The sequence below is a fragment of the Deinococcus sp. YIM 134068 genome, assembly GCF_036543075.1.
GTDB classification, from domain to species: domain Bacteria; phylum Deinococcota; class Deinococci; order Deinococcales; family Deinococcaceae; genus Deinococcus; species Deinococcus lichenicola.
Window position 1 is genome coordinate 1 of record NZ_JAZHPF010000008.1, and the last position, 24,543, is coordinate 24,543.

General features: G+C 68.9%; 24 protein-coding genes and 4 tRNA genes. 13 read left to right on the plus strand and 15 right to left on the minus strand.

The features are described 5' to 3' along the window. From V3W47_RS09560 to V3W47_RS09580, 5 genes are all read right to left on the minus strand, one after another. On the minus strand, window positions 1–355 hold a 355-nt coding region (locus V3W47_RS09560; protein WP_331824984.1), incomplete at its 3' end, for a GTP-binding protein. A 150-nt stretch (window positions 356–505) separates the two neighbouring features. Further along, a tRNA-Thr gene (locus V3W47_RS09565) sits at window positions 506–580 on the minus strand. Window positions 581–587: 7 nt separating this feature from the next. Further along, a tRNA-Gly gene (locus tag V3W47_RS09570) sits at window positions 588–660 on the minus strand. A 3-nt stretch (window positions 661–663) separates the two neighbouring features. Then, window positions 664–749 (minus strand) — tRNA-Tyr (locus V3W47_RS09575). Between the two features lie 41 nt (window positions 750–790). Next, window positions 791–866, minus strand: a tRNA-Thr gene (locus V3W47_RS09580). Window positions 867–1,155: 289 nt separating this feature from the next. On the opposite strand from V3W47_RS09580, the gene V3W47_RS09585 reads away from it, so the two are divergent. The 8 genes from V3W47_RS09585 to V3W47_RS09620 all read left to right on the plus strand — a co-directional run bounded on the left by V3W47_RS09585 (window position 1,156) and on the right by V3W47_RS09620 (window position 12,057). Beyond that, window positions 1,156–3,087 (plus strand): ABC transporter ATP-binding protein, encoded by a 1,932-nt coding sequence (locus V3W47_RS09585; RefSeq protein ID WP_331825114.1) that lies wholly within the window; start codon window positions 1,156–1,158, stop codon window positions 3,085–3,087. Continuing rightward, on the plus strand, window positions 3,084–4,937 hold the full coding sequence (locus V3W47_RS09590) for an ABC transporter ATP-binding protein (RefSeq protein WP_331824985.1): 1,854 nt from the start codon (window positions 3,084–3,086) through the stop codon (window positions 4,935–4,937). Before V3W47_RS09585 ends, V3W47_RS09590 begins: the two co-directional genes overlap by 4 nt. A 146-nt stretch (window positions 4,938–5,083) precedes the next feature. Further along, entirely contained in the window at window positions 5,084–6,103 is a 1,020-nt protein-coding gene (gene pstS / locus V3W47_RS09595) for a phosphate ABC transporter substrate-binding protein PstS (RefSeq protein ID WP_331824986.1), read from the plus strand. 348 nt (window positions 6,104–6,451) lie between these two features. Then, window positions 6,452–7,477 carry a phosphate ABC transporter permease subunit PstC gene (pstC, locus tag V3W47_RS09600; protein ID WP_331824987.1) on the plus strand — a complete coding sequence of 342 codons (1,026 nt, stop codon included), beginning with the start codon at window positions 6,452–6,454 and terminating at the stop codon, window positions 7,475–7,477. 10 nt (window positions 7,478–7,487) lie between these two features. Beyond that, window positions 7,488–8,354 carry a phosphate ABC transporter permease PstA gene (gene pstA / locus V3W47_RS09605; RefSeq protein WP_331824988.1) on the plus strand — a complete coding sequence of 289 codons (867 nt, stop codon included), beginning with the start codon at window positions 7,488–7,490 and terminating at the stop codon, window positions 8,352–8,354. A gap of 97 nt (window positions 8,355–8,451) precedes the next feature. Further along, the gene (gene pstB / locus V3W47_RS09610) at window positions 8,452–9,210 is read left to right on the plus strand and encodes a phosphate ABC transporter ATP-binding protein PstB (protein ID WP_331824989.1); all 759 of its coding nucleotides are present in this window, start codon (window positions 8,452–8,454) and stop codon (window positions 9,208–9,210) included. A gap of 164 nt (window positions 9,211–9,374) precedes the next feature. Then, entirely contained in the window at window positions 9,375–10,040 is a 666-nt protein-coding gene (locus V3W47_RS09615; RefSeq protein WP_331824990.1) for a phosphate signaling complex PhoU family protein, read from the plus strand. Window positions 10,041–10,263: 223 nt separating this feature from the next. Beyond that, window positions 10,264–12,057, plus strand: a complete 1,794-nt coding sequence (locus tag V3W47_RS09620) for a M3 family oligoendopeptidase (RefSeq protein WP_442877214.1) — start codon at window positions 10,264–10,266, stop codon at window positions 12,055–12,057. 61 nt (window positions 12,058–12,118) lie between these two features. Here V3W47_RS09620 and V3W47_RS09625 read toward each other — a convergent pair whose 3' ends face one another. The 4 genes from V3W47_RS09625 to V3W47_RS09640 all read right to left on the minus strand — a co-directional run bounded on the left by V3W47_RS09625 (window position 12,119) and on the right by V3W47_RS09640 (window position 16,045). Further along, window positions 12,119–12,535, minus strand: coding sequence for an OsmC family protein (locus V3W47_RS09625; RefSeq protein ID WP_331824991.1), 417 nt, complete (start codon window positions 12,533–12,535; stop codon window positions 12,119–12,121). Window positions 12,536–12,616: 81 nt separating this feature from the next. Further along, window positions 12,617–14,224: a S49 family peptidase gene (locus V3W47_RS09630; protein ID WP_331824992.1), complete on the minus strand. Its 1,608-nt coding sequence runs from the start codon at window positions 14,222–14,224 to the stop codon at window positions 12,617–12,619. 3 nt (window positions 14,225–14,227) lie between these two features. After that, window positions 14,228–15,073: a group III truncated hemoglobin gene (locus tag V3W47_RS09635; protein WP_331824993.1), complete on the minus strand. Its 846-nt coding sequence runs from the start codon at window positions 15,071–15,073 to the stop codon at window positions 14,228–14,230. An 81-nt stretch (window positions 15,074–15,154) separates the two neighbouring features. Further along, a complete protein-coding gene (locus V3W47_RS09640) occupies window positions 15,155–16,045 on the minus strand; it encodes a c-type cytochrome (RefSeq protein WP_331824994.1) in 891 nt (296 codons plus the stop codon). 120 nt (window positions 16,046–16,165) lie between these two features. Between V3W47_RS09640 and V3W47_RS09645 the strand changes: the two genes are divergently transcribed. Next, window positions 16,166–16,918 carry a helical backbone metal receptor gene (locus tag V3W47_RS09645; RefSeq protein WP_331824995.1) on the plus strand — a complete coding sequence of 251 codons (753 nt, stop codon included), beginning with the start codon at window positions 16,166–16,168 and terminating at the stop codon, window positions 16,916–16,918. Here V3W47_RS09645 and V3W47_RS09650 read toward each other — a convergent pair. From V3W47_RS09650 to V3W47_RS09675, 6 genes are all read right to left on the minus strand, one after another. After that, the gene (locus V3W47_RS09650) at window positions 16,901–17,560 is read right to left on the minus strand and encodes a TetR/AcrR family transcriptional regulator (RefSeq protein ID WP_331824996.1); all 660 of its coding nucleotides are present in this window, start codon (window positions 17,558–17,560) and stop codon (window positions 16,901–16,903) included. The two genes, V3W47_RS09645 and V3W47_RS09650, sit on opposite strands and share 18 nt — an antisense overlap. A 237-nt stretch (window positions 17,561–17,797) precedes the next feature. Further along, the gene (locus V3W47_RS09655; protein WP_331824997.1) at window positions 17,798–18,271 is read right to left on the minus strand and encodes a hypothetical protein; all 474 of its coding nucleotides are present in this window, start codon (window positions 18,269–18,271) and stop codon (window positions 17,798–17,800) included. Window positions 18,272–18,356: 85 nt separating this feature from the next. Then, window positions 18,357–18,989, minus strand: a complete 633-nt coding sequence (locus V3W47_RS09660; protein ID WP_331824998.1) for a GNAT family N-acetyltransferase — start codon at window positions 18,987–18,989, stop codon at window positions 18,357–18,359. 75 nt (window positions 18,990–19,064) lie between these two features. After that, window positions 19,065–19,682, minus strand: a complete 618-nt coding sequence (gene recR, locus V3W47_RS09665; RefSeq protein WP_331824999.1) for a recombination mediator RecR — start codon at window positions 19,680–19,682, stop codon at window positions 19,065–19,067. A gap of 49 nt (window positions 19,683–19,731) precedes the next feature. Next, window positions 19,732–20,022, minus strand: coding sequence for a YbaB/EbfC family nucleoid-associated protein (locus V3W47_RS09670; protein WP_331825000.1), 291 nt, complete (start codon window positions 20,020–20,022; stop codon window positions 19,732–19,734). Between the two features lie 65 nt (window positions 20,023–20,087). Beyond that, window positions 20,088–20,765, minus strand: coding sequence for an NUDIX hydrolase (locus V3W47_RS09675; RefSeq protein ID WP_331825001.1), 678 nt, complete (start codon window positions 20,763–20,765; stop codon window positions 20,088–20,090). Window positions 20,766–21,042: 277 nt separating this feature from the next. Between V3W47_RS09675 and infC the strand changes: the two genes are divergently transcribed. The 4 genes from infC (at window position 21,043) to thrS (ending at window position 24,529) form a co-directional block, all read left to right on the plus strand. Beyond that, a complete protein-coding gene (gene infC, locus V3W47_RS09680) occupies window positions 21,043–21,636 on the plus strand; it encodes a translation initiation factor IF-3 (protein WP_331825002.1) in 594 nt (197 codons plus the stop codon). A gap of 112 nt (window positions 21,637–21,748) precedes the next feature. Beyond that, window positions 21,749–21,994 carry a glutaredoxin domain-containing protein gene (locus tag V3W47_RS09685; RefSeq protein ID WP_331825003.1) on the plus strand — a complete coding sequence of 82 codons (246 nt, stop codon included), beginning with the start codon at window positions 21,749–21,751 and terminating at the stop codon, window positions 21,992–21,994. A gap of 62 nt (window positions 21,995–22,056) precedes the next feature. Beyond that, window positions 22,057–22,305 carry a DUF805 domain-containing protein gene (locus tag V3W47_RS09690; protein ID WP_442877217.1) on the plus strand — a complete coding sequence of 83 codons (249 nt, stop codon included), beginning with the start codon at window positions 22,057–22,059 and terminating at the stop codon, window positions 22,303–22,305. A 274-nt stretch (window positions 22,306–22,579) separates the two neighbouring features. Then, entirely contained in the window at window positions 22,580–24,529 is a 1,950-nt protein-coding gene (thrS, locus tag V3W47_RS09695) for a threonine--tRNA ligase (RefSeq protein WP_331825005.1), read from the plus strand. The last annotated feature ends 14 nt before the right edge of the window (window positions 24,530–24,543 follow it).

Sequence of the window (24,543 nt, forward strand, 5' to 3'; positions counted from 1 at the left end):
CGCGGGTCTGGGGCATCGGGCCGTCGGCACTCGAGACCACGAGGATGGCCCCGTCCATCTGGGCCGCGCCGGTGATCATGTTCTTGACGTAATCGGCGTGACCGGGGCAGTCGACGTGGGAGTAGTGGCGGGCGGGGGTGTTGTATTCGACGTGGGCGGTGTTGATGGTGATGCCACGGGCCTTTTCCTCGGGGGCCTTGTCGATCTGGTCGTAGGCCAGCTTTTCGACGGTGGGGTCCGAGGCGGCGGCGGTGAAGGTGATCGCGGCGGTCAGCGTGGTCTTGCCGTGGTCCACGTGCCCGATCGTCCCGACGTTCACGTGGGGCTTCGTCCGCTCAAACGTTCCTTTGGCCATACTGGATTCCTCCTGACAGGGAGTCCCGACTTCGGGACAGCCCGAACAGCATAGAGAGCTTTCGTGAAGAAGATGATGGGAGTCCGGCAAAGAGAGGGGATGTGTCAAAAGAGAACGTGGCCTGCCGGGGAAGCGGGCCACCTTCTTCACTGGAGCTCTTGGTCGGGATTGAACCGACGGCCTCTCCCTTACCAAGGGAGTGCTCTACCACTGAGCTACAAGAGCGCGGAAAAGCGGGAAACGAGACTCGAACTCGCGACATTCAGCTTGGGAAGCTGACGCTCTACCAACTGAGCTATTCCCGCGTGTGGTGGGCAGGGGCGGATTCGAACCGCCGTACACGTACGTGAACAGATTTACAGTCTGTCGCCTTTAACCACTCGGCCACCTACCCGTCTTGCCCAGCCCCTCTTCCATTGCCCGCTCTGGGCGGTGTGGAGCCACTCAGGAGAATCGAACTCCCAACCTTCCGATTACAAGTCGGGTGCTCTACCAGTTGAGCTAGAGTGGCACCTTTCCCTGACGCCGAAAGCATGGGCCTCAGCCCCCGAGCGCGGAAGTTTGCACGCCTGAGCGCGGACTTCCGGCTGTGAATAGTAGCACCGCCCCCCAGGGGTGTCAACACGACTGCGCCCTGTCCCGCGTCCGCGTTCACCGGACCTTAGCTGTCGCCGGACTCCGCCATTGGGCGCATTTGCCACCTCGCCAGGCGGCGTACACTGGCGGTCTTGCGGGCCTTTCGGCGGCCCATGATCCTCACCCTCCTGCCTCTTCTTTCCCTCCACATCAAGGCGGCCCTCTTGGACAGCTTCAAAACCCTCTGGCCCTACCTGCGGCTCCACCGTCGGCAGTACGTGATCGGCCTCCTCGCCGTGGTCGTCGCCAACGCCGTGAACCTATTGCCCTTCTACTTCATTCGCCTGACCATCGACGGGCTGACGGGCGCGACCGACGCCGACGGCGGCACAGCGGGCGTCACGCTGGCACAGGTGGGGTTGTACGCCTCCGGAGTCGTCCTCGCGGCGCTGACTGCCGGGACGCTGATGCTCGTGATGCGGCGGCAGATCGTGGTCGCCTCGCGGCAGACGGAGTACGAGATTCGGCGCGACATCTACGCCAACCTCCAGACGCTCGACAAGGGCTACTACGACCGGGCGCGGACGGGCGACATCATGAACCGGCTGACGGGCGACCTGAACGCCGTGCGCGAGATGCTGGGCTTCGGGGCGTGGCAGATCGTGAACATCGTGTCGGGCTTCTCGACCGCCTTCGCCGTGATGTTCGGTCTGAGCTGGCAACTGACCCTCATCGTGATCGGCGTGCTGCCCATCATCGTGGGCATCCTGGCCTACCTCGCGCGGCTGATCAACAAGCGGCATACGCTCGTGCAGGAGCAGGGCAGCCTGATCGCCGCGAAGGCGCAGGAGAACTTCAGCGGGGCGCGGGTCGTCAAGGGGTACGCCATCGAGGACCGCGAGGTGGCCGACTACCGGGCGATGAACCTGGAGCTGCTGCGCCGCAACGTCGCCCTGGCGAAGGTGGACGGGCCGCTGCGCGCCTTCATGAGCCTCCTCATCGGCCTCGCCTTCGGGCTGATTCTCCTCGTAGGCGGGCGGCTGATCCTGAATCCGGGGAACGACGGGACCTTCACCGTGGGGATGTTCGTGCAGTTCGTGGGGACGCTGGAGCGCCTGACGTGGCCGATGCTCATGGTGGGGTGGATTACCGGCGTGACTCAACGCGGGCTGGCGTCGTGGCTGCGGTTGCGTGAACTGCTCGACGCCCGGCCCAGCGTGTTCGACGAGCGGAAGCGCACGGAGGTGAGGGTGCGAACCCTACACGGCGACATCCGCTTCGAGGACGTTTCGCTGCGCTACGGGGGGCAGTCGGTCCTCGACGGGGTGAACCTGCACGTGCCCGCCGGAACCTTCGTGGCGATCACCGGTCCGACCGGGAGCGGGAAGACTCTGCTCGCCCAGCTCGTCACGCGCAGTCTGGACCCAACGGGCGGCACGGTCAGAATTGACGGGCGCGACGTGCGGACGATCCCGCTGCGGACCCTGCGCGACCACATCGCGGTCGTGCCGCAGGAACCCTTCCTCTTCAGTGACACCATCGCCAACAACATCGCCTTCGGGCTGGATAACCGCGACCTGCCGGGCATTCCCACGGGGGTGAGCGTGGTGAAGACGCCCGCGCCGCCGGAAATTGCACAAAAACCCGACCTCAACCGGGTGCGGGAGGCCGCGCGGCTGGCCGGACTCGCGGACGACGTGGAGACCTTCCCGAAGGGGTACGACACCCTGCTCGGCGAGCGCGGCGTGACCCTCAGCGGCGGGCAGCGGCAGCGCACGGCCATCGCCCGCGCCATCGTGCGCGACCCCAGCATCCTGATCCTCGACGACAGCCTCTCGGCGGTGGACACCGAGACCGAGCGGCGCATCCTCGACGGATTGCGCGAGGTGGCGCGGGGCAAGACCGTCTTCCTGATCGCGCACCGGGTCAGCACCCTGCGGCACGCCGACCAGATCGTGGTCCTCGACGGGGGCCGGGTGGTCGAGCAGGGCACGCACGACGACCTCCTCGCGGCGGGCGGCCACTACGCCGACCTCGAACGCCTCCAGCGCCTCGCCTCGGACCTCGACGCGGAGGACCAGCCCATCCTCGACCCCGAGGCCGCCGCCAACGATCTCGAACAGCGGCCCCGCCAACCCCAGGAAGCCGTGAAATGACCGTCCCCGATCCCCTCGACGCCGCGCAGAAGAACTTCGACGCCGGGCTGACGCGGCGTATCCTCGTCTACCTGCGGCCCTACGTTCCCCTCGTCGTGCTGGGCATCGTGCTGGCGCTGCTGATCGCCGTGGCCCAGCCCGTCTTCGGCCTGATCCAGCGGCACGCCATCGACGCCTACCTGCTGCCCTTCGAGCGCGACGGCTCGCTGAACACGGACAGTCTGTACCGGGGCCTCACCCTCGCGGCGCTGGGGTACATGGCGCTCAAGGTCGTGGAGTTCGGGTTGCAGTACGGCTTCACGCTCGCCATCAGCTTTCTCGGGCAGAACGTGCTGCGCGACATCCGGGCGGACGTGTTCGGCAAGCTCCAGCGTCTGCCGCTCGCCTATTTCGACGCGAACCCCGTCGGGCGGCTGATTACCCGCGTCACGAGCGATGTGGACGCGATCAACCAGTTCATCACGGGCGGGCTGGTGAGCCTCGTGCAGAGTGCGTTCCTGATCATCGCCTACGTGGTCATCATGTTGCGGGTGGACTGGCGGCTCTCGCTCGTGAGCTTCGCGGTGCTGCCCGTGCTGTACCTCGCCACCAACTTCTTCCGCACCCGGCTGCGGACCGCCTTCCGGGCCACCCGCGCCCAGCAGGCGTTCGTGAATACGCGGCTGAACGAGAACATCACCGGGATGCTGACCATCCAACTGTTCGGGCGCGAGGCGCGCACGGCGCTGGACTTCGACCACGCGAACCGGGCGCTCCTCGGGGCGAACGTGAACAGCGTGCGGTGGTTCTCGCTGTTCATGCCCACCGTCGCCGTGCTGGGGCAGATTGCCGTGGCGCTCGTGCTGTTCTTCGCGGCTCGGCAGATTCTGGGGGACGTGGCGGGGGCCGTCACCGTCGGCACCCTCTTCGCCTTCGTGCAGTGGACCGGGCAACTGTTTCAGCCCATTCAGGACCTCGCGGACGTGTTCAACAACCTTCAGGCGGCGATGGCGAGCAGCGAGCGCATCTTCGGCGTGCTGGACACCGAGGAGGACATCAGTGACAAGCCCGGCGCGAAGCGGCTGGAGAACTTCGAGGGCCGCGTGGACTTCGAGAATGTGTGGTTCGCCTACGACGGTGACGTGAAGGCCGACACGCCGGATGCGGACGACCGCTGGATTCTGCGCGGCATCGACCTGCACATCCAGCCCGGCGAGAGCGTGGCCTTTGTCGGCGCGACGGGCGCGGGCAAGACGAGCGTGACGGCGCTGGTCAGCCGCTTCTACGACGTGCAGCGCGGCGCGGTGAAGGTGGACGGCGTGGACGTGCGCGACCTGGAGCAGCACGACCTCCGCAGGCACGTCGGCGTCGTGTTGCAGGACGTGTTCCTCTTCGCGGGCACCATCGAGGGCAACCTGACGCTGAACAACCCCGACACTCCCCACGAGCGGGTGGTGGAGGCGTGCCGCTACGTCGGCGTCCACGACTACATCATGTCCCTGCCGGACGGCTACGACACCGAGGTCCGGGAGCGCGGCGCGACCCTCAGTACTGGGCAAAAGCAGCTCCTCGCCTTCGCCCGCGCCCTGATCCAGAACCCCGACATCCTCCTCGTGCTGGACGAGGCGACCGCCAACGTGGACACCGAGACGGAACTCCGCATCCAGCACGCCCTCCAGAAGGTGATGCTGGGCCGCACGAGCATCATCATCGCCCACCGCCTCTCGACCATCGAACACTGCGACCGCATCGTGGTCATGCGCCGGGGCCGGGTCGTGGAGCAGGGCAGCCACCGCGAGCTACTGGAGCGGGGCGGGTACTACGCGCGGCTCCACCGATTGCAGTACGCGCAGGCGGACGCGGCGGACTGAGGCTGAAGGGCAAAGGCAGAAGGCAGAAGGTTGAAAGCGGACGGCTTCGAGACGGGCGGTGGGGGAGACCTCTCCGCCCTCTCCCATGACCGATCGCTGACACGGGAGTGACGCCGCGCTGACACTCCACCCGCAGGCTGTCAGGCATGAAGAAGACCTTCCTCCTGGGCCTCGCCCTGGTCACGACCGGTGCCTCCGCGCAGAGCCTGACGGGCGCGGGCGCGAGCTTTCCCTTCCCGCTGTATTCCAAGATGTTCGCCGAGTACAAGAAGGCGACGGGTGTGGACGTGAACTACCAATCGGTGGGCAGCGGCGCGGGCCAGAAGCAGATCACCGAGCGCACGGTGGACTTCGCGGGCAGCGACAACCCCATGAGCGACGAGGCGTTGAAGGAAGCGCCCGCCAAGCTGCTCCACATCCCCACCGCCATCGGGGCCGTGGTGCCCGCCTACAATCTGCCCGGCGTGACCGGACTGAAGTTCACGGGCCGCGTCCTGGCCGACATCTACCTCGGCAAGATCAGGACGTGGAACGACAAGGCCATCGCGGCGATCAACCCCGGCGTGACCATCCCGCCGCTGCCCATCACGGTGGCGCGGCGCAGCGACGGCTCGGGCACGACCTACGTGTTCTCGGACTACCTGAGCAAGGTCAGCGGCGAGTGGAAGAGCAGGGTCGGCGTGGGCAACTCCCTCCAGTGGCCCGTCGGCACGGGGGCGCGCGGCAACGACGGTGTGGCGGGCGTCGTGAAGAGCACGCCGGGGGCCATCGGGTACGTCGAACTCGTGTACGCCAGGCAGAACAGGCTGACCTTCGGCAGCGTGCAGAACCGCGCGGGCAAGTTCGTCACCGCCGACAACGGCCCGGCAAGCGCCGCCGCGCAGGGTGTGGTCATCCCCGGCGACACGCGCGTGAGCATCACGAACAGCGCGAACGCGGACGCCTACCCCATCGCCAGCTTCACCTACGTGATCTTCTACCAGGACCAGAAGTACGGCAACCGTACCGAGGCGCAGGCGAAGGCCCTCAAGTCGCTCCTGGGCTGGATGACCACGACCGGGCAGGGCTACAACGAGGCGCTGGACTACGCCAAGCTCCCTGCCAACGTGTCGAGTAAGGTCCGGGGCATCCTCAACTCGATCACCTACGGGGGCAAGAAGGTTTAAGCGCGTCCCTCCACGCGGGCGGCCCGGAGGGTGGGGCCGTCCTTTGCTTTGGATGAGCGGTGAAGCCGTCACGTGGCCCCCTCACCCCGGCCCTCTGCTTCGCAGCTCTACGAGTCACCCACGAGGGGAGAGGGAGAAAAGAGAGCTGCGCCGTGTATTTGCTCCTCCCCCTTGAGAGGGGAGGCCGAGAGGGGGTGAACCAGGCTTGGCGACCCAGAAAACCTGCCCTCGACTCCCCCTCCTCATCCCACAGCCCAGCGTCCCACCCCAAAAACCTCACGCCCTGACCTCGCGCTGACGCTCGGCGTGTGAACTGGGGCCACTTCGCCCCGGAGGGGGCCTACGCCCATGAGTGAACCTGCCCGTCGCCCACCCGTCCGTTCCGCCGGAAGTGCCGCCCTCTCCAGCGCGAGCGACCGCGTTTTCCAAGTCCTGATCCTGGCGCTGGCGTCGGTGATCGTGCTCGTGTTCGTGCTGAGCGTGTACCAGCTCGGGCGGGAGGCGTGGCCCGCGCTGGGGGCGTTCGGCCTGCGCTTTTTCACCGAGCGCACCTGGAACCCGGTGGAGGGGACCTTCGGGGCCGCGACGATGATCGTGGGAACGCTCGTGACGAGTCTCGCCGCACTCGCCATCAGCGTACCGCTCGCGGTCGCCAGCGCGCTGTTCGTGGCCGAGTACGCGCCGAAGTGGCTGGCGAACCCGGTGGGCTACCTCGTGGAGCTGCTGGCCGCCGTGCCCAGCGTGGTGTACGGGCTGTGGGCGCTGTTCGTCCTGGCACCGATCCTGGCCCGCTGGCAGACCACCTTCTTCAACCCCGACCTGTACCCCGAACGCTTCGCGCTGTTCACGCGCTGCTCGGCGCTGTGGGCCGAGAATCAGACGAGCCTGCAATGCCTGTTCGTGCCCAACAGCGCCGCCGGGCGCGGGCTGGCGCTCGCCATCATCATCCTGACGGTGATGATCCTGCCGTACACGGCGTCGGTGGCGCGCGACGTGATCCGGCTGGTGCCCGCCGATCAGCGGGAGGCGATGTACGCGCTCGGGGCGACGAAGTGGGAGGTCATCTCGCGCGCCATCCTGCCCTACGCCCGCGCCGGAATCCTGGGCGGCGTCATCCTCGCGCTGGGCCGGGCGCTCGGCGAGACGCTGGCGGTGGCGATGGTGATCGGGGATAGCCAGGAAATCCTGCGGAGCATCTGGGGCAACGCGAGCACGATGGCCTCCGTGATCGCCAACCAGTTCGGCGACGCGCAGGAGAGGCTGCACCGCTCCAGCGTGGTCGCGCTCGGCCTGACCCTGTTCTTTCTGAGCGTGATCGTGAATTACGCCGCGCGGCTCATCATCGCCCGCCTGACGCCGAAGGGCATCCAGTGAGGAGCCTCCGATGACCCGCGCCGTTCCTGCCCCCACCACCCGGACCCGCCATACCCTCAGCCCCGCCCGGCGGGTGAAGAACACGCTGATGGGCGGCCTGATCCTGCTCGCCACCCTGATCGTCGTCGCGCCGCTCATCCTGATCTTCGTGTACCTGCTACGGGAGGGGTTGGGGGCGCTCAACCTGGAGTTCTTCACTCGGACGCCCGCGCCGGAGGGTGAGACGGGCGGCGGCCTGCTCAACGCCATCACGGGCAGCCTCATGATGCTGGCGATGGCGAGCGTGATCGGCGTCCTCGTCGGCGTGGCGGGCGGCATCTTCCTCGCGGAGTACCCACGCCACCCGCTGATGCCCACCGTCCGCATGATCAGCGACGTGCTGGCGGGCATTCCGGCCATCGTGATGGGCCTCGTCGCCTACGGGCTGATCGTCCTCGTCTTCGGGTTCTCTGGGCTGGCGGGGGCGCTGGCGCTGGGCTTCCTGATGATTCCCATCGTGGTGCGGACGACCGAGGAGGTTCTCAAGCTCGTCCCCCTGACCGTGCGCGAGGCGGGGCTGGCGCTGGGGCTGCCGCAGTGGCTCGTCATCCTGCGGATCGTGCTGCCCGCCGCCGCCGGGGGCATCGTCACGGGCGTCATGCTGGCGCTCGCCCGCGTCGCCGGGGAGGCCGCGCCCCTGCTCTTCACCGCCTTCGGGAACAACAGCGTCAACCTCGACCCCACCAAACCCATGAGCGCCCTGCCCCTGGAAATCTACCGGGGCGCGACGAGTGCCTACGACGAGAACCAGCGTCTTGCGAAAGCGGGCGCGCTGCTGCTCATCACGTTGATCTTCGTCACGAGCCTGCTTGCCCGGCGGGCGAGTCGGCGCAGGTGAGGGAGCGGTCAGCTCTCAGCTTTCAGCCGTCAGCAAAAGACCCGACCTACTTCCTGCTTATCATTGACTACACCCATTCCAAGGAGTCCCCTAACCAATGTCCCCTCTTCTCAGCGCGCAAGACGTGAGCATCTACTACGGCGACAAGCAGGCCGTGAAGAATGTCAATCTGGACGTTCAGCGCGGCACCGTGAACGCCCTGATCGGCCCCAGCGGGTGCGGCAAGACGACCTTTCTGCGGGCGATCAACCGGATGCACGACCTGACGCCCGGTGCCCGCGTGACGGGCAAGATCACCCTCGACGGCGAGGACGTGTACGGCCCCGGCGTGGACCCCGTGAATATGCGCCGCCGCGTCGGCATGGTCTTCCAGAAGCCCAATCCCTTCCCCACCATGAGCGTCTTCGACAACGTGGTGAGTGGCCTCAAGCTCGCGGGCGTGCGCGACAAGAACCGCCTGATGGAAGTCGCCGAGCGGTCGTTGCGGAGCGCGGCGCTGTGGGAGGAGGTCAAGGACCGTCTCAAGACGCCCGCCACAGGTCTCTCGGGTGGACAGCAGCAACGCCTGTGCATCGCCCGCGCCCTCGCTGTGGAGCCGGAAATCCTGCTGATGGACGAGCCGACCTCGGCGCTCGACCCCGCCAGCACCGCCAAGATCGAGGACCTGATGACGGACCTGAAAAAGGTCACGACCATCATCATCGTGACGCACAACATGCATCAGGCGGCGCGGGTGAGCGGCACGACCTCCTTTTTCCTCAATGGCGATCTCGTGGAACACGGTGTCACCGACCAGATTTTCACCAGCCCGCGCGACGAGCGGACTGAGGCGTATGTGACGGGGCGCTTCGGCTGAGCTTGCCTTGTCTTTCAACAGCCCTTGCCTTCGAGCGAGGGCTTTTTCTTTGGGTCTTCCATTCCTGAATTCGTCCCGTTCTTGAAGACAGATGTAAAGTTGGCGTGCCCTTCACCCTTGCTCCCCTGACCCGCACATCACAAGCCGTTACCATACTTCCTGCGATGACGAACGGTGAGGCCAGTACGACGCACCTGACGGCCCGCTTCCTGCGGATGCTGAGTATCGCGCTGGAGGAACTGGACGCCGTGCGCGACGCCGCCGGACGCGCGGAGTACGCGGGGCTGACCGCGCGGGCGAAGGAGCTGGAGCGCGAGACCGACGCCCTGGAGCGCGAGATCGAGGACGCCTGCCTCGCCGCCTTCGCGGAGCCACTGACGCCCGACGAGCTGGCCTTTCACCTGATGGTCTTCCGCAGCCTGACGAACCTGGAGCGGGTGGGCGACTACGCCTTCGGGGTGGCGCGCGACCTGGAACTGCTCGCCCCGCGCACCCACAGCGCCACCTTGCAGGACGTACTGCCGCTCGTGGGCCTGCTCGTGGACATGCTCGAACGCCTCGCCTACGCCTTCGCCGAGCGCGACGTGCGGGCCGCGCGGGAGGTCATGCGCCTCGATGCCGAGGGGGTGGACGCCCTCTACGAGCAGATGACGCGCGCCAGCCTCACCCGCCTCCACGAGCGCCCCGACGATGTGGAGGTCGCCCTGACGGCAGGGCGCATGGCGCGCAGCCTGGAGCGGCTGGGCGATCACCTCGTCAACGTGGCCGAGCGGCTGGAGGTGCTGGTCGTGCGTGGTGGGGTGCGGGTGCCGGACCTGCGGGCGGGGTGAGGGGGGAAGCTCTCAGCCGTCAGCGGTCAGCTCTCAGCCACCGGGAGATGGGCTTCAGGGTCGCTCGTTGAGAAGTTCAACGTTCAGAACTGTCGGGAAGACATTGAATTTCCTCCTTCGCTGATTGCTGAAGGCTGACCGCTGACCGCTGACCGCTTTCCCCCGTCCCCACCCGGCAGACGGACGCTCAGCTCCGCCCGGCCTCCGGCGTAAACTACCCCGCGTGACCATCCTCGAATCGCAGGCGGCCCAGCTTCCGCGCTGGCGTACCGACGACCTCTACGCCGGGCTGGACGACCCGCGACTGACGGCGGACCTCGCCATGTTGCGCGACCGGGTGAAGGCGTTGGAAGAGACCTTCGACGCGGCGGGCATCCGCAAGGACGGGGAAGCGGGCACGCCCGACACGCTGGCGCAAGTGCTCGGCGGGCTGAACGACGTGCTGACCCTCCTGACCCGCCTGCGCGGCTTCATCTCCGCCTTCGTGACCACAGACAGCCGGGACGCCCTCGCTCAGCAGCGGATGGGGGAACTTACCACGCTGGCCCTCCCGCTCGGCCCGTTGCGCTCGCGCCTGACCGCGTGGCTCGGTGGGCAGGACGTGGAGGCGCTGCTGGACGCGTCGGATATGGCCTGCGACCACGAACACCTCATCCGCCGCGCCGCCGTCTACGCCCGGCATCAGATGTCCCCCGACGAGGAGGACCTCGCCGCCCGGCTGCGCCCCAGCGGGGCGGGTGGCTGGGCCAAGCTCCACGGCAACGTGACGAGCCAACTGACGGGCGAGTACCGGGGCGGGCGTCTCCCCGTCACCGCCCTGCGCGCCCTCGCCACCGACCCCGACGAGGCGGTGCGCCGGGACGCCTACGAGTCCGAGCTGGCCGTCTGGAAGAATACCGAGGTCGTCCTCGCCGCCGCGATGAACGGCGTGAAGGGGGAGGAGGGCACCCTCGCCGCCCGCCGGGGCTTCCCCGACAGTGTGGCCCCCAGCCTCCTCGCCAACGGCATCGACCGCGAGACGCTGGAGGCGATGCAGGGCGCGGTGGTGGGGAGCCTGCCCGACTTCCGCCGCTACTTCGCGGCGAAGGCCCATGCGCTCGGCAAGGCGCGGCTCGACTGGTGGGACCTCTTCGCGCCCGTGGGCCGCAGCGAGACGGAGTGGACCTACGGGGCCGGGACGCGGCTGGTGGAGGCGGAGTTCCGCGCGTACTCGGGGCGGCTGGGGGACTTCGCCGCCCGCGCCTTCCGCGAGAGCTGGATCGACGCCGGGCCGCGCGACGGCAAACGCGGCGGGGCCTTCTGCATGGGCTGGACGGGTGACGCCAGCCGCATCCTGATGAACCACGACCCCAGCCTCGACAGCGTGTCCACCCTCGCCCACGAACTCGGGCACGGCTACCACAACCTGCTCAAGGCCCCACGCACGCCCCTCCAGCGCGAGACGCCGATGACCCTCGCGGAGACGGCGAGCATCTTCTGCGAGACCATCGTTCAGAACGCGGCGCTGGGGCGGGCGGCGGGCGCGGAGCGGCTGTACGTGCTGGAGACGCAGCTCACCGGCCACGCGCAGGTCGTCGTGGACATCCACTCGCGCTTCCTCTTCGAGCGGGCCGTCTTCGAGCGGCGGGCCGAACGCGACCTCACCCCGCAGGAGCTGTGCGACCTGATGACGTGGGCGCAGGGCGAGACCTACGGCGACGCGCTCGCCACCACGCACCCCTCCATGTGGGCCGTCAAGCCGCACTACTACGGCACGAGCTTCTACAACTACCCGTACACCTTCGGCCTGCTCTTCGGCCTCGGCCTGTATGCCCAGTACCTCCGGGCGCGCGAGGAGGGCCGGGAGGCCAGCTTCCAGACCCGCTATGACGACCTCCTCGCCAGCACCGGCCTCGCCGACGCCCGCACCCTCGCTGCCCGCTTCGGCATCGACCTCCACGCGCCCGATTTCTGGGAGGGGAGCCTGGATGTGATCCGGGGGCAGATCGCGGCGTATGAGGCGGCGGCTGGAGCGTAGGACATGAACGGAGCCTCGCTCTGCTGGAGAGAAGTCCAATTCATGCTCTGTTCCCAGATGTTCAGGTGTCCACAATCTCGACGCCCATCAGCGTCACGTCCACCCCGGCCCTGAGCGTGTTCTGAATCTCGGCCACCCGGTCGGTGTGCTTCAACAACTCCCGGAGTTCGTCCTCGTCCCCCGGCCCGGCAACTCTCACGCGGTAGGTCACGTTGCTGGCGGGTTCTCCCTCGGCCCCGAACTCGCCCTCCACCTCCACCTCGACCCGTTCGATGCTCAGGCCGCGCCTGGCCGCCTCCCGGTAGAGATCGTTGCAGTAGCAGGTGGCGAGGGCCAGAAATAGCAGTTCCCCCCCGTTGACGCTGGAGCCGAACCCCATCGGCTTGGGCGGAACGGTGAGGCTATGCGCGTTGCCGTCCGTCCGCAGCGTGACCTGATGCCGACCTTCGCTGTTCTGAACGAGGGCGCTGATCTTCATGGCAGACCTCCGGGTTGATCGCTTGAGGAAGAGGCGGACACGCCTAACCCGGTGTCCGCCTCCTCTTGTCCCTCTCCCCGCCTACCGCACCTTGATCTCCCGGTCGAACCACGTCAGCACCCGCTCGCGTCCGAAGGGCCAGACCTCCACGCTCACGGCGCGGGCGGCCTCGCGGACGAACTCGGGAAGGGGGCCGCTGCGGGCGGGGGTGACGTTCCACGTCGGGGCGTCTTCGGGGAGGTCGGCGAGTTCGCGCGCCCGCTGGATGCCCGTATGCAGGTCGCCCAGCTCGTCCACGAGGCCGAGGTTCAGGGCGTCCAGACCGCTCCAGATGCGGCCCCGGCCCAGCTCGTTCACGCGCTCGGTCGTCATCCCCCGGCCCTCGGCCACCCGCGTCACGAAACGGTCGTAGACCTCGGAGATGCCGCGCTCCACCAGCGCCCGCTCGTCGTCGCTGTAGGGGCGGGAGGGTGAGTACATCAACGCCCGCTCGCGGCCCACCGGCTCGGGCCGGAAGCCCTGGCGGGCGTTGAACTCGCGCAGCACGGGCTTGCCGCTCACCACACCGATGCTGCCCGTCAGCGTGTACGGGCTGGCGATCACGCGCTTGGCGTGCGTCAGGATGTAGTACCCGCCGCTCGCCGCGTACTCGCCCATCACGGCGACAACCGGCTTCTCGGACGTGGCGACCTCGCGCCAGATCAGGTCCGACGCCAGCGCCGAGCCGCCCCCGCTGTCCACGTAGAGGACGATGGCTTTGGTCTTGTCGTCCTTCTTCGCGCGTCTCAGGGCCGCGACCACCGTATCCGACCCCGCCATCTGCCCGCCGAGGAGCGGCAGCGGCAGCGGATTGTTGCGGCTCTTGCCCGTCACGATGGCCCCGACGACGGGCACGACGGCCACCCGACCGGCTTTCGCGCCCGTGGGCCGTTGCGGGGTCAGGAGGTCGAGCACCGCCGCGAGGGGCCGGGTGCCGGGGCCGACGAGTTCGTCCTCGTAGGCGACGCGGGTGATGAGTCCCGCCTCGTGCGCGGCGCGGGCGCTCGTCAGGTCGCCCGTCAGCCACGCGCGGGCCGCGTCCTCGCTCACCCCACGGGCGGCGGCGAGGTCGCGCGTCCAGGCGGTCTCCAGCCCGGTGAGGTAGGCCGAGAGCTGCTCGCGGTTCGCGTCGTCCATCGCCTCCTGCGAGAAGCGGGTCAGCGCCGCCTTGTACTCGCGGATGCGGAGGTTCTCGAACTCGATGCCGTGTTTCTTGAGGAAGGCCCCCAGGAACGTCGGCTCGGCGGCGAAGCCCGGCACGAGCACGTCCGCCGACTCGGGCGCGACGATCTCGGGTGCCCCGCTCGCCGCGATGAGCGCCGTCATCGTCAGTTGCGGCAGGTAGGCGACCACCCGCTTGTCCGCCGCCAGCCGCGAGAGGATGCCCCGGACTGCGTGGGCTGTCGCCGGGGCCGCCGTGAACTCCGAGATGCGGACGAGGACGCCGTGCAGCCACGTGGCGTCGCGCAGCCGCTCCACGCGGGCCTCCAGCGTCTCCAGCGTCTCCTCCCGGTTGAGGAGGGCCTGAATGGGGTTGCCGGGCTGCCGGGCGGCGTAGGAACCGCTGAGGTCGAGGACCACCCAGGTCGGGCGGCTCACCCCTTTGGGCAGGGGATCGGCGTCACGTTGCAGGAACGGAATGTTGACCATACCCTACGGTACGCGCCCCCCATGAGGACGGTTCCCCCGACCGCCTAAACGCGCCCCCATCGCCTCCGCCCGTCCGACGAGGAGTGCGGCCTCATGCGGGCCGAGGTGTGCCCCCGCCGCCTCCCGGAAGAGAGTCAGCCAGCGCGCGAGGTGCGGACTGCGCAGCCCCAGCCCGCCGTGGACGGTGTTCAGGTTGCCCCGCCACGCCACCCCTCCCCCCAGCATCGTCACCCAGAAGGCGGTCACGCGGCCCAGATGGGCGTCCCAGTCCTCCACATGGGCGGCGAAGACGGGGCCGATCAACTCGTCCGCCCGCGCCCGCGAGTAGAAGTCGGTGAGGAGGGCGCGGAGGGCTGGCTCGCCGCCGATCTCCTCCAACGGGGAACCGGGGGAACGTGGTGTTGCCTCGTCCAGAGTTGCCAGGAACTCGGTTCGCAATTCCTCTGGTAGCGTCACGCCCGCCCACGCGGTCACGCCCGGCGTTCGCCACAGCAGCGGGACTTCACCCGTCCATCTCTCCACCACCGCGCCGCGCAGAGGCTCGGACCATTCCGCCGCCAAAGGAACGGACGCCTCGGGCACATCTTCCACCCGCACCCGCGCCCCCAGCGCCCGTCCCAGGAGCGCCGCTCCCGTCCCCCACGCCAGCACGGGCACGCCGCGCCGCAGCGCCGACGACACCAGCGTTAGGAGCACCCAACGGTCGGGCCGTTCGCGCACGTCCGCCACAGGCCCCCCGTCGTGCGGCACGAGGAGACCCGCCGCTGTGGGCAGGGCGTCCGGCATAGCTGGCTCAGTCTCCCCGAACTCCGTCACGGGCAGGGTCGTCAAGAGCGGGCCGCGTGTCACCCGGCAAGGATAAGGCCCGCCGTCTCACGGGGCGGGCCTCTCCTTATTTTCCTGATGGCTGAAAGCTGACGGCTGACGGCTTTAATTCACCGCCCGCAGGAACGTGTAGATATTCAACACGTCCTCGTCGCTGAGCTGCTCCTCGGTGAAGCGCGGCATCACGGCCCCGAGGTCGCGGCTGGGGCTGTGGCCCTCGCGCAGCGCCACCTCGAATTCCTCCAGCTTCCAGCCGCGCGGCCCCTCCTCGGCGATCAGGTTGGTGCCGATGCCGCCCTCGCCGTTCTGGCCGTGGCAGCCGCCGCAGGACGAGACGAACTTGGCCTGCCCGGCGGCGGTGTCGCCGCCAATCGCATTGGCGACCTCGGCAGCCTTCGCGTCGCCCGTGGCCGGATCGCCCGCCATCGTCTTCTCGATGTTGGAGGCACCTGTCTGCCCGAGCTGCGTGTTCTCCTCGCTCTCCGACTCGGTGGGGGAGGGGGTGCCCCTGGTGTCCCCGGCGGGGGCACCGTCCGCCGCGTTCGTGCCGCCGACCGGGGTGCTCTCGCGCGAGGACTCCACGCCCGGCCCCGTGGTGCCGTCGCTCTGGCCGGTGCTCGCCTCATCGGCCTCCCCCGCGCCGCCGTCCGCCGCGTCGCCCTCCTGCGCCTCGCCCGTCTGGGTGCCCGTGTTGGACTCGCCACCGGGAACGATCACCGCGCCGTTCTCGCCCGACTGGGTGCCGCCCGCCTGGTCCTGCATCACGTCGCCCAGCGCGCCGCCTGCGCCCGCCTCGCCGGTGGCCGCCTCGCGCGCAGAGGGGGCCTCCTCGCTGGGGACTTTGGCGGTGGTCGGGTCGCCGCCCTCGACTTCCTCGCCTCCTGCCCCGATGCCCTCCTCGTGATGGGGGGTGGTGGCGATGCGGTATCCGGCATACGAACCGCCCAGCGTGAGCGCCAGCAGCAGCGTCATGGTGACGGCGAAGGTGTTCTTCATAGCGCCTCACCCTACCACACGGTCAGGGGGCGTTTGGCCGCGCTGGACACCTTGAAATGGAGAGAAAACACCCAGAAACGACCCCGCGCCGGGTCCCGCCCGCCCTGCTAGCCTGCCCCCGTGCGCCTCGCCTCCCTGACAGCCAGCAACTCCGACATCCTCGCGGCGTTGGGGGTCGTGGAAGGGGTGGTCGCCGTGGACAACCACAGCGATGCGCCGGGGCTGGAGAGGGCAGTGCGCGTCGGGCCGGACCTGAACATCGACGTGGAGGCCGTACGTCTGGCCCGGCCCGACCTCGTGCTGGCGAGCCTGAGCGTGCCCGGCATGGAGCGCGTGGTGGCCGGGGTGCGCGCGGCGGGACTGCGGACGCTGGTGCTGGACCCCGTGAGCGTGCCCGACACGTTGCGCGATATCCGGGAGATCGGCGCGGCGGTCGGTCTGCCGGAGCGTGGGGAGGCGGTGGCGGCGCGGCTGGAGGCGGAATTGCGCGCCCTCGCCCGCCCCTTCCCCCGCCCGCCGCGCGTGCTCGTGGAGTGGTGGCCCCGGCCCATCATCGCGGCCACGCGCGACTCGTGGGTGACGGACCTGCTGGCGACCCTCGGTGCCGTGAACGCCCTTGCGGAAAGGCCCGGACGCAGCTCGCCCCTCACGTTGGAGGAGGTGCGCGCCGCCCGCCCCGACCTCATCGTCTGTTCGTGGTGCGGTGCCCGCAAGTTGCGGCCCGAGGTCATCGAGGCACGCGGCCTCGGCGTGCCCGTTGCATGTGTGCCGGAGAGCGGGCTGGGCCGCCCCGGTCCACGGCTGGTCGAGGGGGCACGGCTGATCGCGGCGGCGCTGGCGCGGTTGGGACTGGAGTCAATCACCGCCCGTTGAAGGAAGGGTGTCCCCCCCGGTCCTTCCTGGCGACTGGCGACTGGCGACCGGCGACCCTTCTTCCCAGCCCAGCAACGCCCGCAGTCCGCCCAGGCACTCGGCCCGGTACGCGGCGAGGTCCGGTTCCGGGTCCGCGAGGAAGCGCACGCTGAGGCCTTCCACGAGGGCGCGCAGGAGCCGTGCCCGTTCGGGGGAGCCGTCCCCGCCCGCCAGCCGCGCGAGTTCGAGGTCGAGGGCCAGCGTCTCGCGCTGGAAGTCGCGCTGCACGGCCATCAGCGCCGGGTCGCGGGTGGCGGCGGCCAGAAAGTCGAGCGACACCGTGTAGAAGCGCCGGGTGTTTTCCACCCCGTAGAACTGGTTTTCCACGTAGGCGCGCAGCTTGTCCTCGGGCGTGGCCGCCTGCCGCAGCGCCCGGCGGGTGGCGACCGTGATCGTGCGCGTAAATCTCCGCATCACCGCCGCGAGCAGCCCGGTCCGGCTGCCGAAGTGGTAGGCGAGCGTGCCCTTGCTCACACCCGCGTGCCCGGCGATGTCCGAGAGGGTCACGCCCGCATAGCCCCGCTCATACAGGGCGAGGTACGCCGCCTTCTCCAGCGCCGCGCGCCGTGCCCGGTCCTGAATGGGATTGACGCTGCGGGCCATAGGGGAGAGCGTACCAAGTCGCCGGGAAGGGATTGCCAGTCGCCAGCTTCCAGTCGCCGGAGAAGACGGGGCTGTTGCCCGTCGTTCCGTGCTTCACGTTCCGGGAGCATGATTAAACCTCCTGTGAACGGCACAGAAGGCAGAAGACCAATACCACGTGCCTTCTGCCTTTGACCTTCTGCACCCCTCCGCACCCACGTTCTCAGGAAGTGTGTAGCCCTGGTGTCTCAACCCCCCTCAGTTCGCCCCGTACCGCAGGAACTCCCGCATCACGTTCACGCATTCGCTCGCCTCGAACTGGGCGCTGCTGCCGCTGACCGTGCGGAGCTTGCCCGCGTCGCTGAGGTAGAGCTGGCTCACCCGGTAGGTCACGCCCGCGTTCTCGTAGGCGTAGGCGGCGAGGACAGCCCACCCACCCACCCGCTCCACGGGTTGCGCCACGACCTCGCGCACCTGCCCCCGGTCCAGCGAGGTCTGGAGGCGGCGGGCGAAGGCGCGGGCCTGCTCCTGATTCTTCAGGGCGGGGAAGGCCTGAGCGTGCCGTTCCTCGCGCAGCAGGCAGGCACCCGCCGGGTCGGTCCACTTGCTCGCGTTGCCGTCCACGGGCGTCCAGCCGCTCAGCGGCACGATCAGGGCGTGGGCGGGCGCGGCGAGCAGGGCACCCAGCAGGCCGAGGCGGGTCAGGGCAGGGCGGGAGAAGGCGGCACGCATCCCGGCCACTGTACCAACGCTCCCCTGACGGAAGGAGGAGAGGCGGCTGGCAGATGGATGAAGAGGGCTGGCCTCGAACCAAGCATCAGCGCGCGGCGTCGGTCAGCGCCTCCAGCCGCGCCCGCAGCCCCGCCTTCACCCCCGGCCACTCGGCACTCAGGACGCTGAACATCACGCTGTCGCGGGCATAGCCGTCGGGGCGGACCTGAAACTGGCGCAATGTCCCCTCCCGCACCGCGCCGAGCTTTTCCACCGCGCGCAGGCTGCGGGCGTTGCGGGCGTCCACTTTGAAGTGAATACGGTTCGCGCCCAGCACCTCGAAGGCACGCGTCATCAGCAGGAGTTTGGCCTCCGGGTTGGTGGCGGTGCCCTGCGCGGCGGGCAGGAGCATGGTCCCGATCTCCGCCCAGCGATCAGCGGCCTTGACCTCGCTGTAGCTGATGCGCCCGACCGCGCGGCCCCCGACGAGGACGGCCCAGTTCGCCCGGTGGGGGAGGGCGTTCAGGGACCGGATGTGATCGGCCCAGCCCGCCACGTCGGGCAGCTCGGCCATTCCACGCGCGAGGAAGGCGACCGTGTTCGCATCTGCCCCGGCGTGCAGGTCCGGGGCATGCTCCTCCCCCAACGGCACGAGGGTCAGGTGCCGCCCCGTCAGCGTCACGCGGGCCAGCCAGTCGTCGAGCGGCGCGGGGGGAAGAGGATTCGGCGCGTGCGTCACCCGCCCACCGTAGCCCAGCCCCCGTCAAAAGCAAACGCCCCGCCACAGGGGGCAGGGCGCGGGGCGTCAGATGCTCTAACTCTTCGGCACCACCGCCGTCCCGCTCACCCGCTGTCTTCCGGCGAGTGCCCGACCCAGCGTCACCTCGTCGGCGTACTCCAGCGCGCCGCCCACCGGTAGCCCGTAGGCGATGCGGCTCACGACGGTCCCCAGCGGCTCCAGCAGGCGCTGAAGGTAGAGCGCGGTCGCGTCCCCCTCCACCGTCGTGCCCGTCGCCAGGATGACCTCCATGCCCTCCGCCACGCGCGGCAGCAGGGGCCGGATGTGCAGCCGGTCCGGGCCGACCCCGTTCATCGGGCTGAGGACGCCGTGCAGCACGTGGTACAGGCCCCGGTACTCGCCGCTGCGCTCGATGGCGATCACGTCTCCGGGTTCCTCCACCACGCAGATCGTCGCCTGATCGCGCGAGGGGTCGCTGCACACGTCGCACCGCTCGGCGTCGGTGATGTTGAAACAGACCGGGCAACTGTGCAGGTCGCGCTTGGCCTCCAGCAGCGCCCGCGAGAGCCGCTCGATGTCCTCACGCGGCTGCTCGAACAGGTGGAAGGCGAGCCGCTGGGCACTCTTCGGCCCGATGCCCGGCAGACGCGACAACTCCCGGATGAGGGCCACGAGCGAGGGCGGATATTTCATACCCATCCCTCCGGCTGACGGCTGAAAGCTGACGGCTGACAGCTCCCCATCAGAAGCCCGGCAGCCCCAGCCCCCGCGTCGCCTCCTGCTGTAAGGTCTCCGCCTTCGCGTTCGCGTCCTGAAGCGCGACGAGCATCAGGTCCTCCAGCGCCTCCACGTCGTCGGGGTCCACGGCCTCGGGCTTGATCTTCAGGGCCGTGACCTTGCCGTGCCCGTTCATCGTCACCGTGACGAGGCCGCTCGCCGTGCCCTCCACCGACCGCGCGGCGAGGTCCTCCTGAATCTTCGCGGCGGCGACCTGCGCCTGCTGCATCTGCTTCATGAGCTTCTTCATGTCCATAACCCGGACATTCTACCGGGGGCCGGGGAGGGGGAACGTGCGCCCCTCCCTCCAGGCCACACGCCCTACAATGCCCCCGCCCGCGTCCCCTTCGCCCGCCGGTAGAGTTGCGCGGGCCGCCCCACCCCACTGCGCCGCTCCCCGCTGGCGACGAGGATGCCCTGCGCGAGCAGCCGCTTGCGGAAGTTGCGCTTGTCGAGCTGCCGGTCGAGGATGGCCTCGTACACGGTCTGCAATTCGGGCAGGGTGAAGGTGTCGGGCAGGAATTCGAGGGCGAGGTTGGCGTATTCCAGCCGCACCTGAAGCCGCTTGATCGCTCGGTCGAGGATGGAGGCGTGGTCGAAGGCGAGCCGGGGCGGATGGTGGGCCGGGAACCAGTCGGCCCCGAGGGTGTGCCCACCGCCCACCACACGCACGGTCCCATGCGGCAGGACCGCGAGGTGCGCCACCGACACGACGCGCCCGCGCGGATCGCGGCTCGGCTCCCCGAAGGTGTAGAACTGCTCCAGGTGCCGGGGTTCGAGTTCCACGGTCGTCTCGGTCCGCAACTCGCGCAAGGCCGCCTCGTGCAGCGCCTCGCCGGGATGCACGAAGCCGCCCGGCAGCGCCCAGTCCCGCGCGTGCGGCAATTCGCCCCGCTCCACGAGCAGCACCCGCAACTCCCCGGCGTGCATGGCGAACGCCGCCACGTCCACGGCGAGGCCCACCTGCGTCGCCTGCGGCGGGAGCGAAAGAGTCCCCATAGGCCAAACTCTAGATTTGGTGTCCCAGGTACGTCAAGGACTAAGTGTAGGACGTTGCCTATGCAAAGGCGCTGGAGAACGTGCTTTCGACCGGGGTTAGCGTAGTGGGTCGAGGCTCTCCCCGAAGGAGGGGCCGCATCTACCGCTGGCGGCTGGAAGCTGGAAGCTGGCCGCCCGCACCTCCCCAGCGACGCCCGACCACGTGGTAGAATGACCCGTCATGCCGGCAAAAGGCGTGTGAGCCGTCTGCCCGCCAGCGCGCGGGGGACGTGCGGAGGTGATTACAATAGCGAAAGAACATAAGGTCAACGACCAGATTCGCGTGCGTCAGATTCGGCTGATCGGCGCGGAGGGTGAGCAGGTGGGCATCATCGACACGCGCGACGCCCTGAACATGGCCCGCGAGCAGGGGCTGGACCTCGTGATGGTCAGCCCCCAGGCCGTGCCGCCCGTCTGCCGCCTGCTGGACTATGGCCGGTTCCGCTTCGAGCAGCAGCAGAACGAGAAGGAGACCCGCAAGCGTGCCCGCGCGCAGGAGGTCAAGGCGATCAAGTTCCGGGTCAAGATCGACGACCACGACTTCGACACCAAGACCGGGCACGTGCGCCGCTTCCTGGAGGAGGGCCACAAGGTCAAGGTCACGATCATGTTCCGTGGCCGTGAGCGCACCCACCCCGAACTCGGCGAGCGCATCCTGCACCGCGTCGCCGACACCCTGGCGGAGATCGGCGCGCCCGAGGGGATGCCCTCCATGATGGGCATGGACATGAACATGATCATGGCCCCCAAAGCCGCCCCGGCCCCCCGCCGCACGGTGGAGACGGCGGAACCAGCCGAGGCGAACGCCCCCGCCGCTCCTGCCAGCGCGTAACTCTCCTCCCGCGCAGCGGCCCGCCCTCCCGGTGGGCCGTTTTCCTTTGCCCCCGTTCCCGCCAGCGGGACAAGGACTCCACAACTACCGCTTTATTTTGTAAACTGGCAGCATGATCAAGATGTACACGACGACCTGGTGCCCCGACTGCCACGCGGCCAAGCGTGCCCTGAGCAATAAGGGGATTGCCTACGAGGAGATCAACATCGAGCGGGACGAGGGGGCCGCCGAGTACGTGATGAGCGTGAACGGCGGGAGGCGCTCCGTGCCCACCCTCGTCAGCGGGGACGTGGCCCACAGCCTCAGCGGCTTCCGCCCGCAGAAGCTCGACGCGTTCCTGGCCGCCGCCGGGTTGTAGGTCAGCAACAAGCCGCTAATGCCTCGGCAGCGGCGAACGGCGAGGTCTACACTCCGAGCGGCCTGGGACTGGTGAGCCTCGTGCTGACGGTGGTGTACGGGTTGGCCGTTCTGCTGCCCTCGCTGGCAGTGGGGGTGCGTCGTCTCCACGACACGGGGCGGCCCGGCTGGTGGCTGTTGATCGGGCTGGTGCCCTTCGTCGGCGGAATCGTCCTGCTGATCTTCTACGTCCTCGACAGCCAGCCGGGGTCGAACACGTGGGGACCGAACCCGAAGGGCGTGGGGGGAACGGCGGGCGCGGCGGCCTGGTAGAACGGGACGAACGGGGGAGGCCCGGCTCCGGCTGGGCTTCTTTCTTTTCGCACATGGGTTGCTCCCCGTCCCTTTCGCCCGCTATCCTGCCCCCATGTGCGCCCTGCCTCCTCACTCCGGTCTGGTGAGCGTCGGCGTGAGGCTGCGACGAATGCCCCTCCCCGGCCTGGTCACGCGAACTCCCAGCGCCTGAGAAGCCCCCACGCGGCTCTCAGGCGTTCTGCTGGATATGCGGCCACACCGGGCTTTCTCTTGCCTATTTCAAGGAGTTCCCATGAACGTCACCCTGCCCGACGGAAAACAACTCGACCTGCCGCAGGGGGCCACGGCCCTCGACGCGGCGAAGGCCATCGGCCCGCGCCTGGCGCAAGATGCGCTCGCCGCCACCGCCAACGGCGACCTCGTGGACCTGATGTCGCCCCTGCCCGACGGCGCGAGCATCACCCTGATCACGAGGAAGAACCCGGCGGACGCCGCCCCCGTCTTCCGCCACTCGCTCGGCCACGTCATGAGCCAGGCGGTCGGGGAGTTCTACGAACGCAAGGGCCACCCGCGCGAGGCGGTCAAGCGCGGCGTCGGCCCGGCCATCGAGAACGGCTTCTACCAGGACTTCGACCTGCCCGAGCCGCTGCGCGAGGAGGACCTGCCCGAGATCGAGGCCATCATGCGCGAGATCATCGGGCGGGGCCTCGACATCACCCGGCGGGAGGTGGGCAAGGCGGCGGCGCTGGAGGAGTTCGGGGACGACCCCTACAAGGCCGAACTCATCGCGGGGCTGCCCGACGACGAGCCGATCACGTTCTACTCGCAGGGCGACTACGTGGACCTGTGCCGGGGGCCGCACTTCCCGAACACGGGGAAGCTCCCCACCGCCTTCAAACTCATGTCCACGAGCGGCGCGTACTGGCGCGGCAACGAGAAGAACCCCATCCTCCAGCGGGTGTACGGGGTCGCCTTCGCCACGGGGAAGGAGCTGGACGAGTACCTCCACCAGCTCGAAGAGGCCAAGCGGCGCGACCACCGCAAGCTCGGCAGGGAGCTGGAGCTGTTCACCATCGACCCCCTCGTGGGCAAGGGCCTCCCGCTGTGGCTGCCCAACGGCACGGTCCTGCGTGAGGAGCTGATCCGCTTCCTGCGCGAGCGGCAGTTCGAGCGCGACTATCAGGGGGTCGTGACGCCGAATATCGGCAACCTCGACCTCTTCCGCACGTCGGGGCACTACCCCTACTACGCCGACAGCCAGTTCGAGCCGATCACCGTGGACGACGAGCAGTACATGCTCAAGCCGATGAACTGCCCCTTCCACGTGCGGGTCTACGCGAGCAAGCCGAGAAGCTACCGCGACCTCCCGGTGAGACTGGCCGAGTTCGGCACCGTGTACCGCTACGAGATGAGCGGCGAGCTGAACGGCCTGACCCGCGTGCGCGGCTTCACGCAGGACGACGCGCACCTGTTCTGCCGCCCGGACCAGCTGGGGACCGAGTTCCTGAGCGTCCTCGACCTCACGGTCCTCGTGCTGCGGACCTTCGGGATGAACGACGTGCGTTTCCGGGTGGGCGTGCGCGAGCCGGGGGCTGACAAGTACGTCGGCGACGCGGCGCAGTGGGAGCGGGCCGAGCGCGAGATCATCGAGGCGGTGGAGGAGGTCGGCCTGCCGTACACGGTCGAACCCGGCGACGCCGCCTTCTATGGCCCCAAGCTCGACTTCGTGGTGAAGGACGTGCTGGGCCGCGAGTGGCAGCTCGGCACCATTCAGGTGGACTACAACCTCCCCGAACGCTTCGACATCACCTACGTCGGCGAGGACGGCCAGGACCACCGCCCCGTGATGATCCACCGCGCGCCCTTCGGGAGCCTGGAGCGGTTCGTGGGCATCCTGATCGAGCATTACGGCGGCGACTTCCCGCTGTGGCTCGCGCCCCGGCAGATCGCCATCATCCCCATCGCCGACCGCCACAACACTTACGCGGAGACGCTGGCCGCCTCCCTCAAGGCCGCCGGGCTGCGCGCCGAGGTGGACGACTCCACGAACCGCATGAACGCGAAGGTCCGCAACGCCGAACTCGCCAAGATTCCCGTCATGCTCATCGTCGGCGACCGCGAGGAGGAACGGCGCGAGGTGAGCGTCCGCGAACGCACGCCGGAGGGGCACCGGGAGCGCAAGGGCGTGGCGTTCGACGAGTTGCTGGGGGAGTTGGGGGAGCGGTACAAGGCGCGGGCGTAGGGGGAAGTCGCCAG

What these genes read in the sequence shown, in the direction of transcription:
- V3W47_RS09590 (WP_331824985.1), top strand. Translation starts at nt 3,084, where the DNA reads ATGACCGTCCCCGATCCCCTCGACGCCGCGCAGAAGAACTTCGACGCC.
- pstS (WP_331824986.1), top strand. Translation starts at nt 5,084, where the DNA reads ATGAAGAAGACCTTCCTCCTGGGCCTCGCCCTGGTCACGACCGGTGCC.
- pstC (WP_331824987.1), top strand. Translation starts at nt 6,452, where the DNA reads ATGAGTGAACCTGCCCGTCGCCCACCCGTCCGTTCCGCCGGAAGTGCC.
- pstA (WP_331824988.1), top strand. Translation starts at nt 7,488, where the DNA reads ATGACCCGCGCCGTTCCTGCCCCCACCACCCGGACCCGCCATACCCTC.
- pstB (WP_331824989.1), top strand. Translation starts at nt 8,452, where the DNA reads ATGTCCCCTCTTCTCAGCGCGCAAGACGTGAGCATCTACTACGGCGAC.
- V3W47_RS09615 (WP_331824990.1), top strand. Translation starts at nt 9,375, where the DNA reads ATGACGAACGGTGAGGCCAGTACGACGCACCTGACGGCCCGCTTCCTG.
- V3W47_RS09625 (WP_331824991.1), bottom strand. Translation starts at nt 12,535, where the DNA reads ATGAAGATCAGCGCCCTCGTTCAGAACAGCGAAGGTCGGCATCAGGTC.
- V3W47_RS09630 (WP_331824992.1), bottom strand. Translation starts at nt 14,224, where the DNA reads ATGGTCAACATTCCGTTCCTGCAACGTGACGCCGATCCCCTGCCCAAA.
- V3W47_RS09640 (WP_331824994.1), bottom strand. Translation starts at nt 16,045, where the DNA reads ATGAAGAACACCTTCGCCGTCACCATGACGCTGCTGCTGGCGCTCACG.
- V3W47_RS09650 (WP_331824996.1), bottom strand. Translation starts at nt 17,560, where the DNA reads ATGGCCCGCAGCGTCAATCCCATTCAGGACCGGGCACGGCGCGCGGCG.
- V3W47_RS09655 (WP_331824997.1), bottom strand. Translation starts at nt 18,271, where the DNA reads ATGCGTGCCGCCTTCTCCCGCCCTGCCCTGACCCGCCTCGGCCTGCTG.
- recR (WP_331824999.1), bottom strand. Translation starts at nt 19,682, where the DNA reads ATGAAATATCCGCCCTCGCTCGTGGCCCTCATCCGGGAGTTGTCGCGT.
- V3W47_RS09670 (WP_331825000.1), bottom strand. Translation starts at nt 20,022, where the DNA reads ATGGACATGAAGAAGCTCATGAAGCAGATGCAGCAGGCGCAGGTCGCC.
- V3W47_RS09675 (WP_331825001.1), bottom strand. Translation starts at nt 20,765, where the DNA reads ATGGGGACTCTTTCGCTCCCGCCGCAGGCGACGCAGGTGGGCCTCGCC.
- V3W47_RS09685 (WP_331825003.1), top strand. Translation starts at nt 21,749, where the DNA reads ATGATCAAGATGTACACGACGACCTGGTGCCCCGACTGCCACGCGGCC.
- thrS (WP_331825005.1), top strand. Translation starts at nt 22,580, where the DNA reads ATGAACGTCACCCTGCCCGACGGAAAACAACTCGACCTGCCGCAGGGG.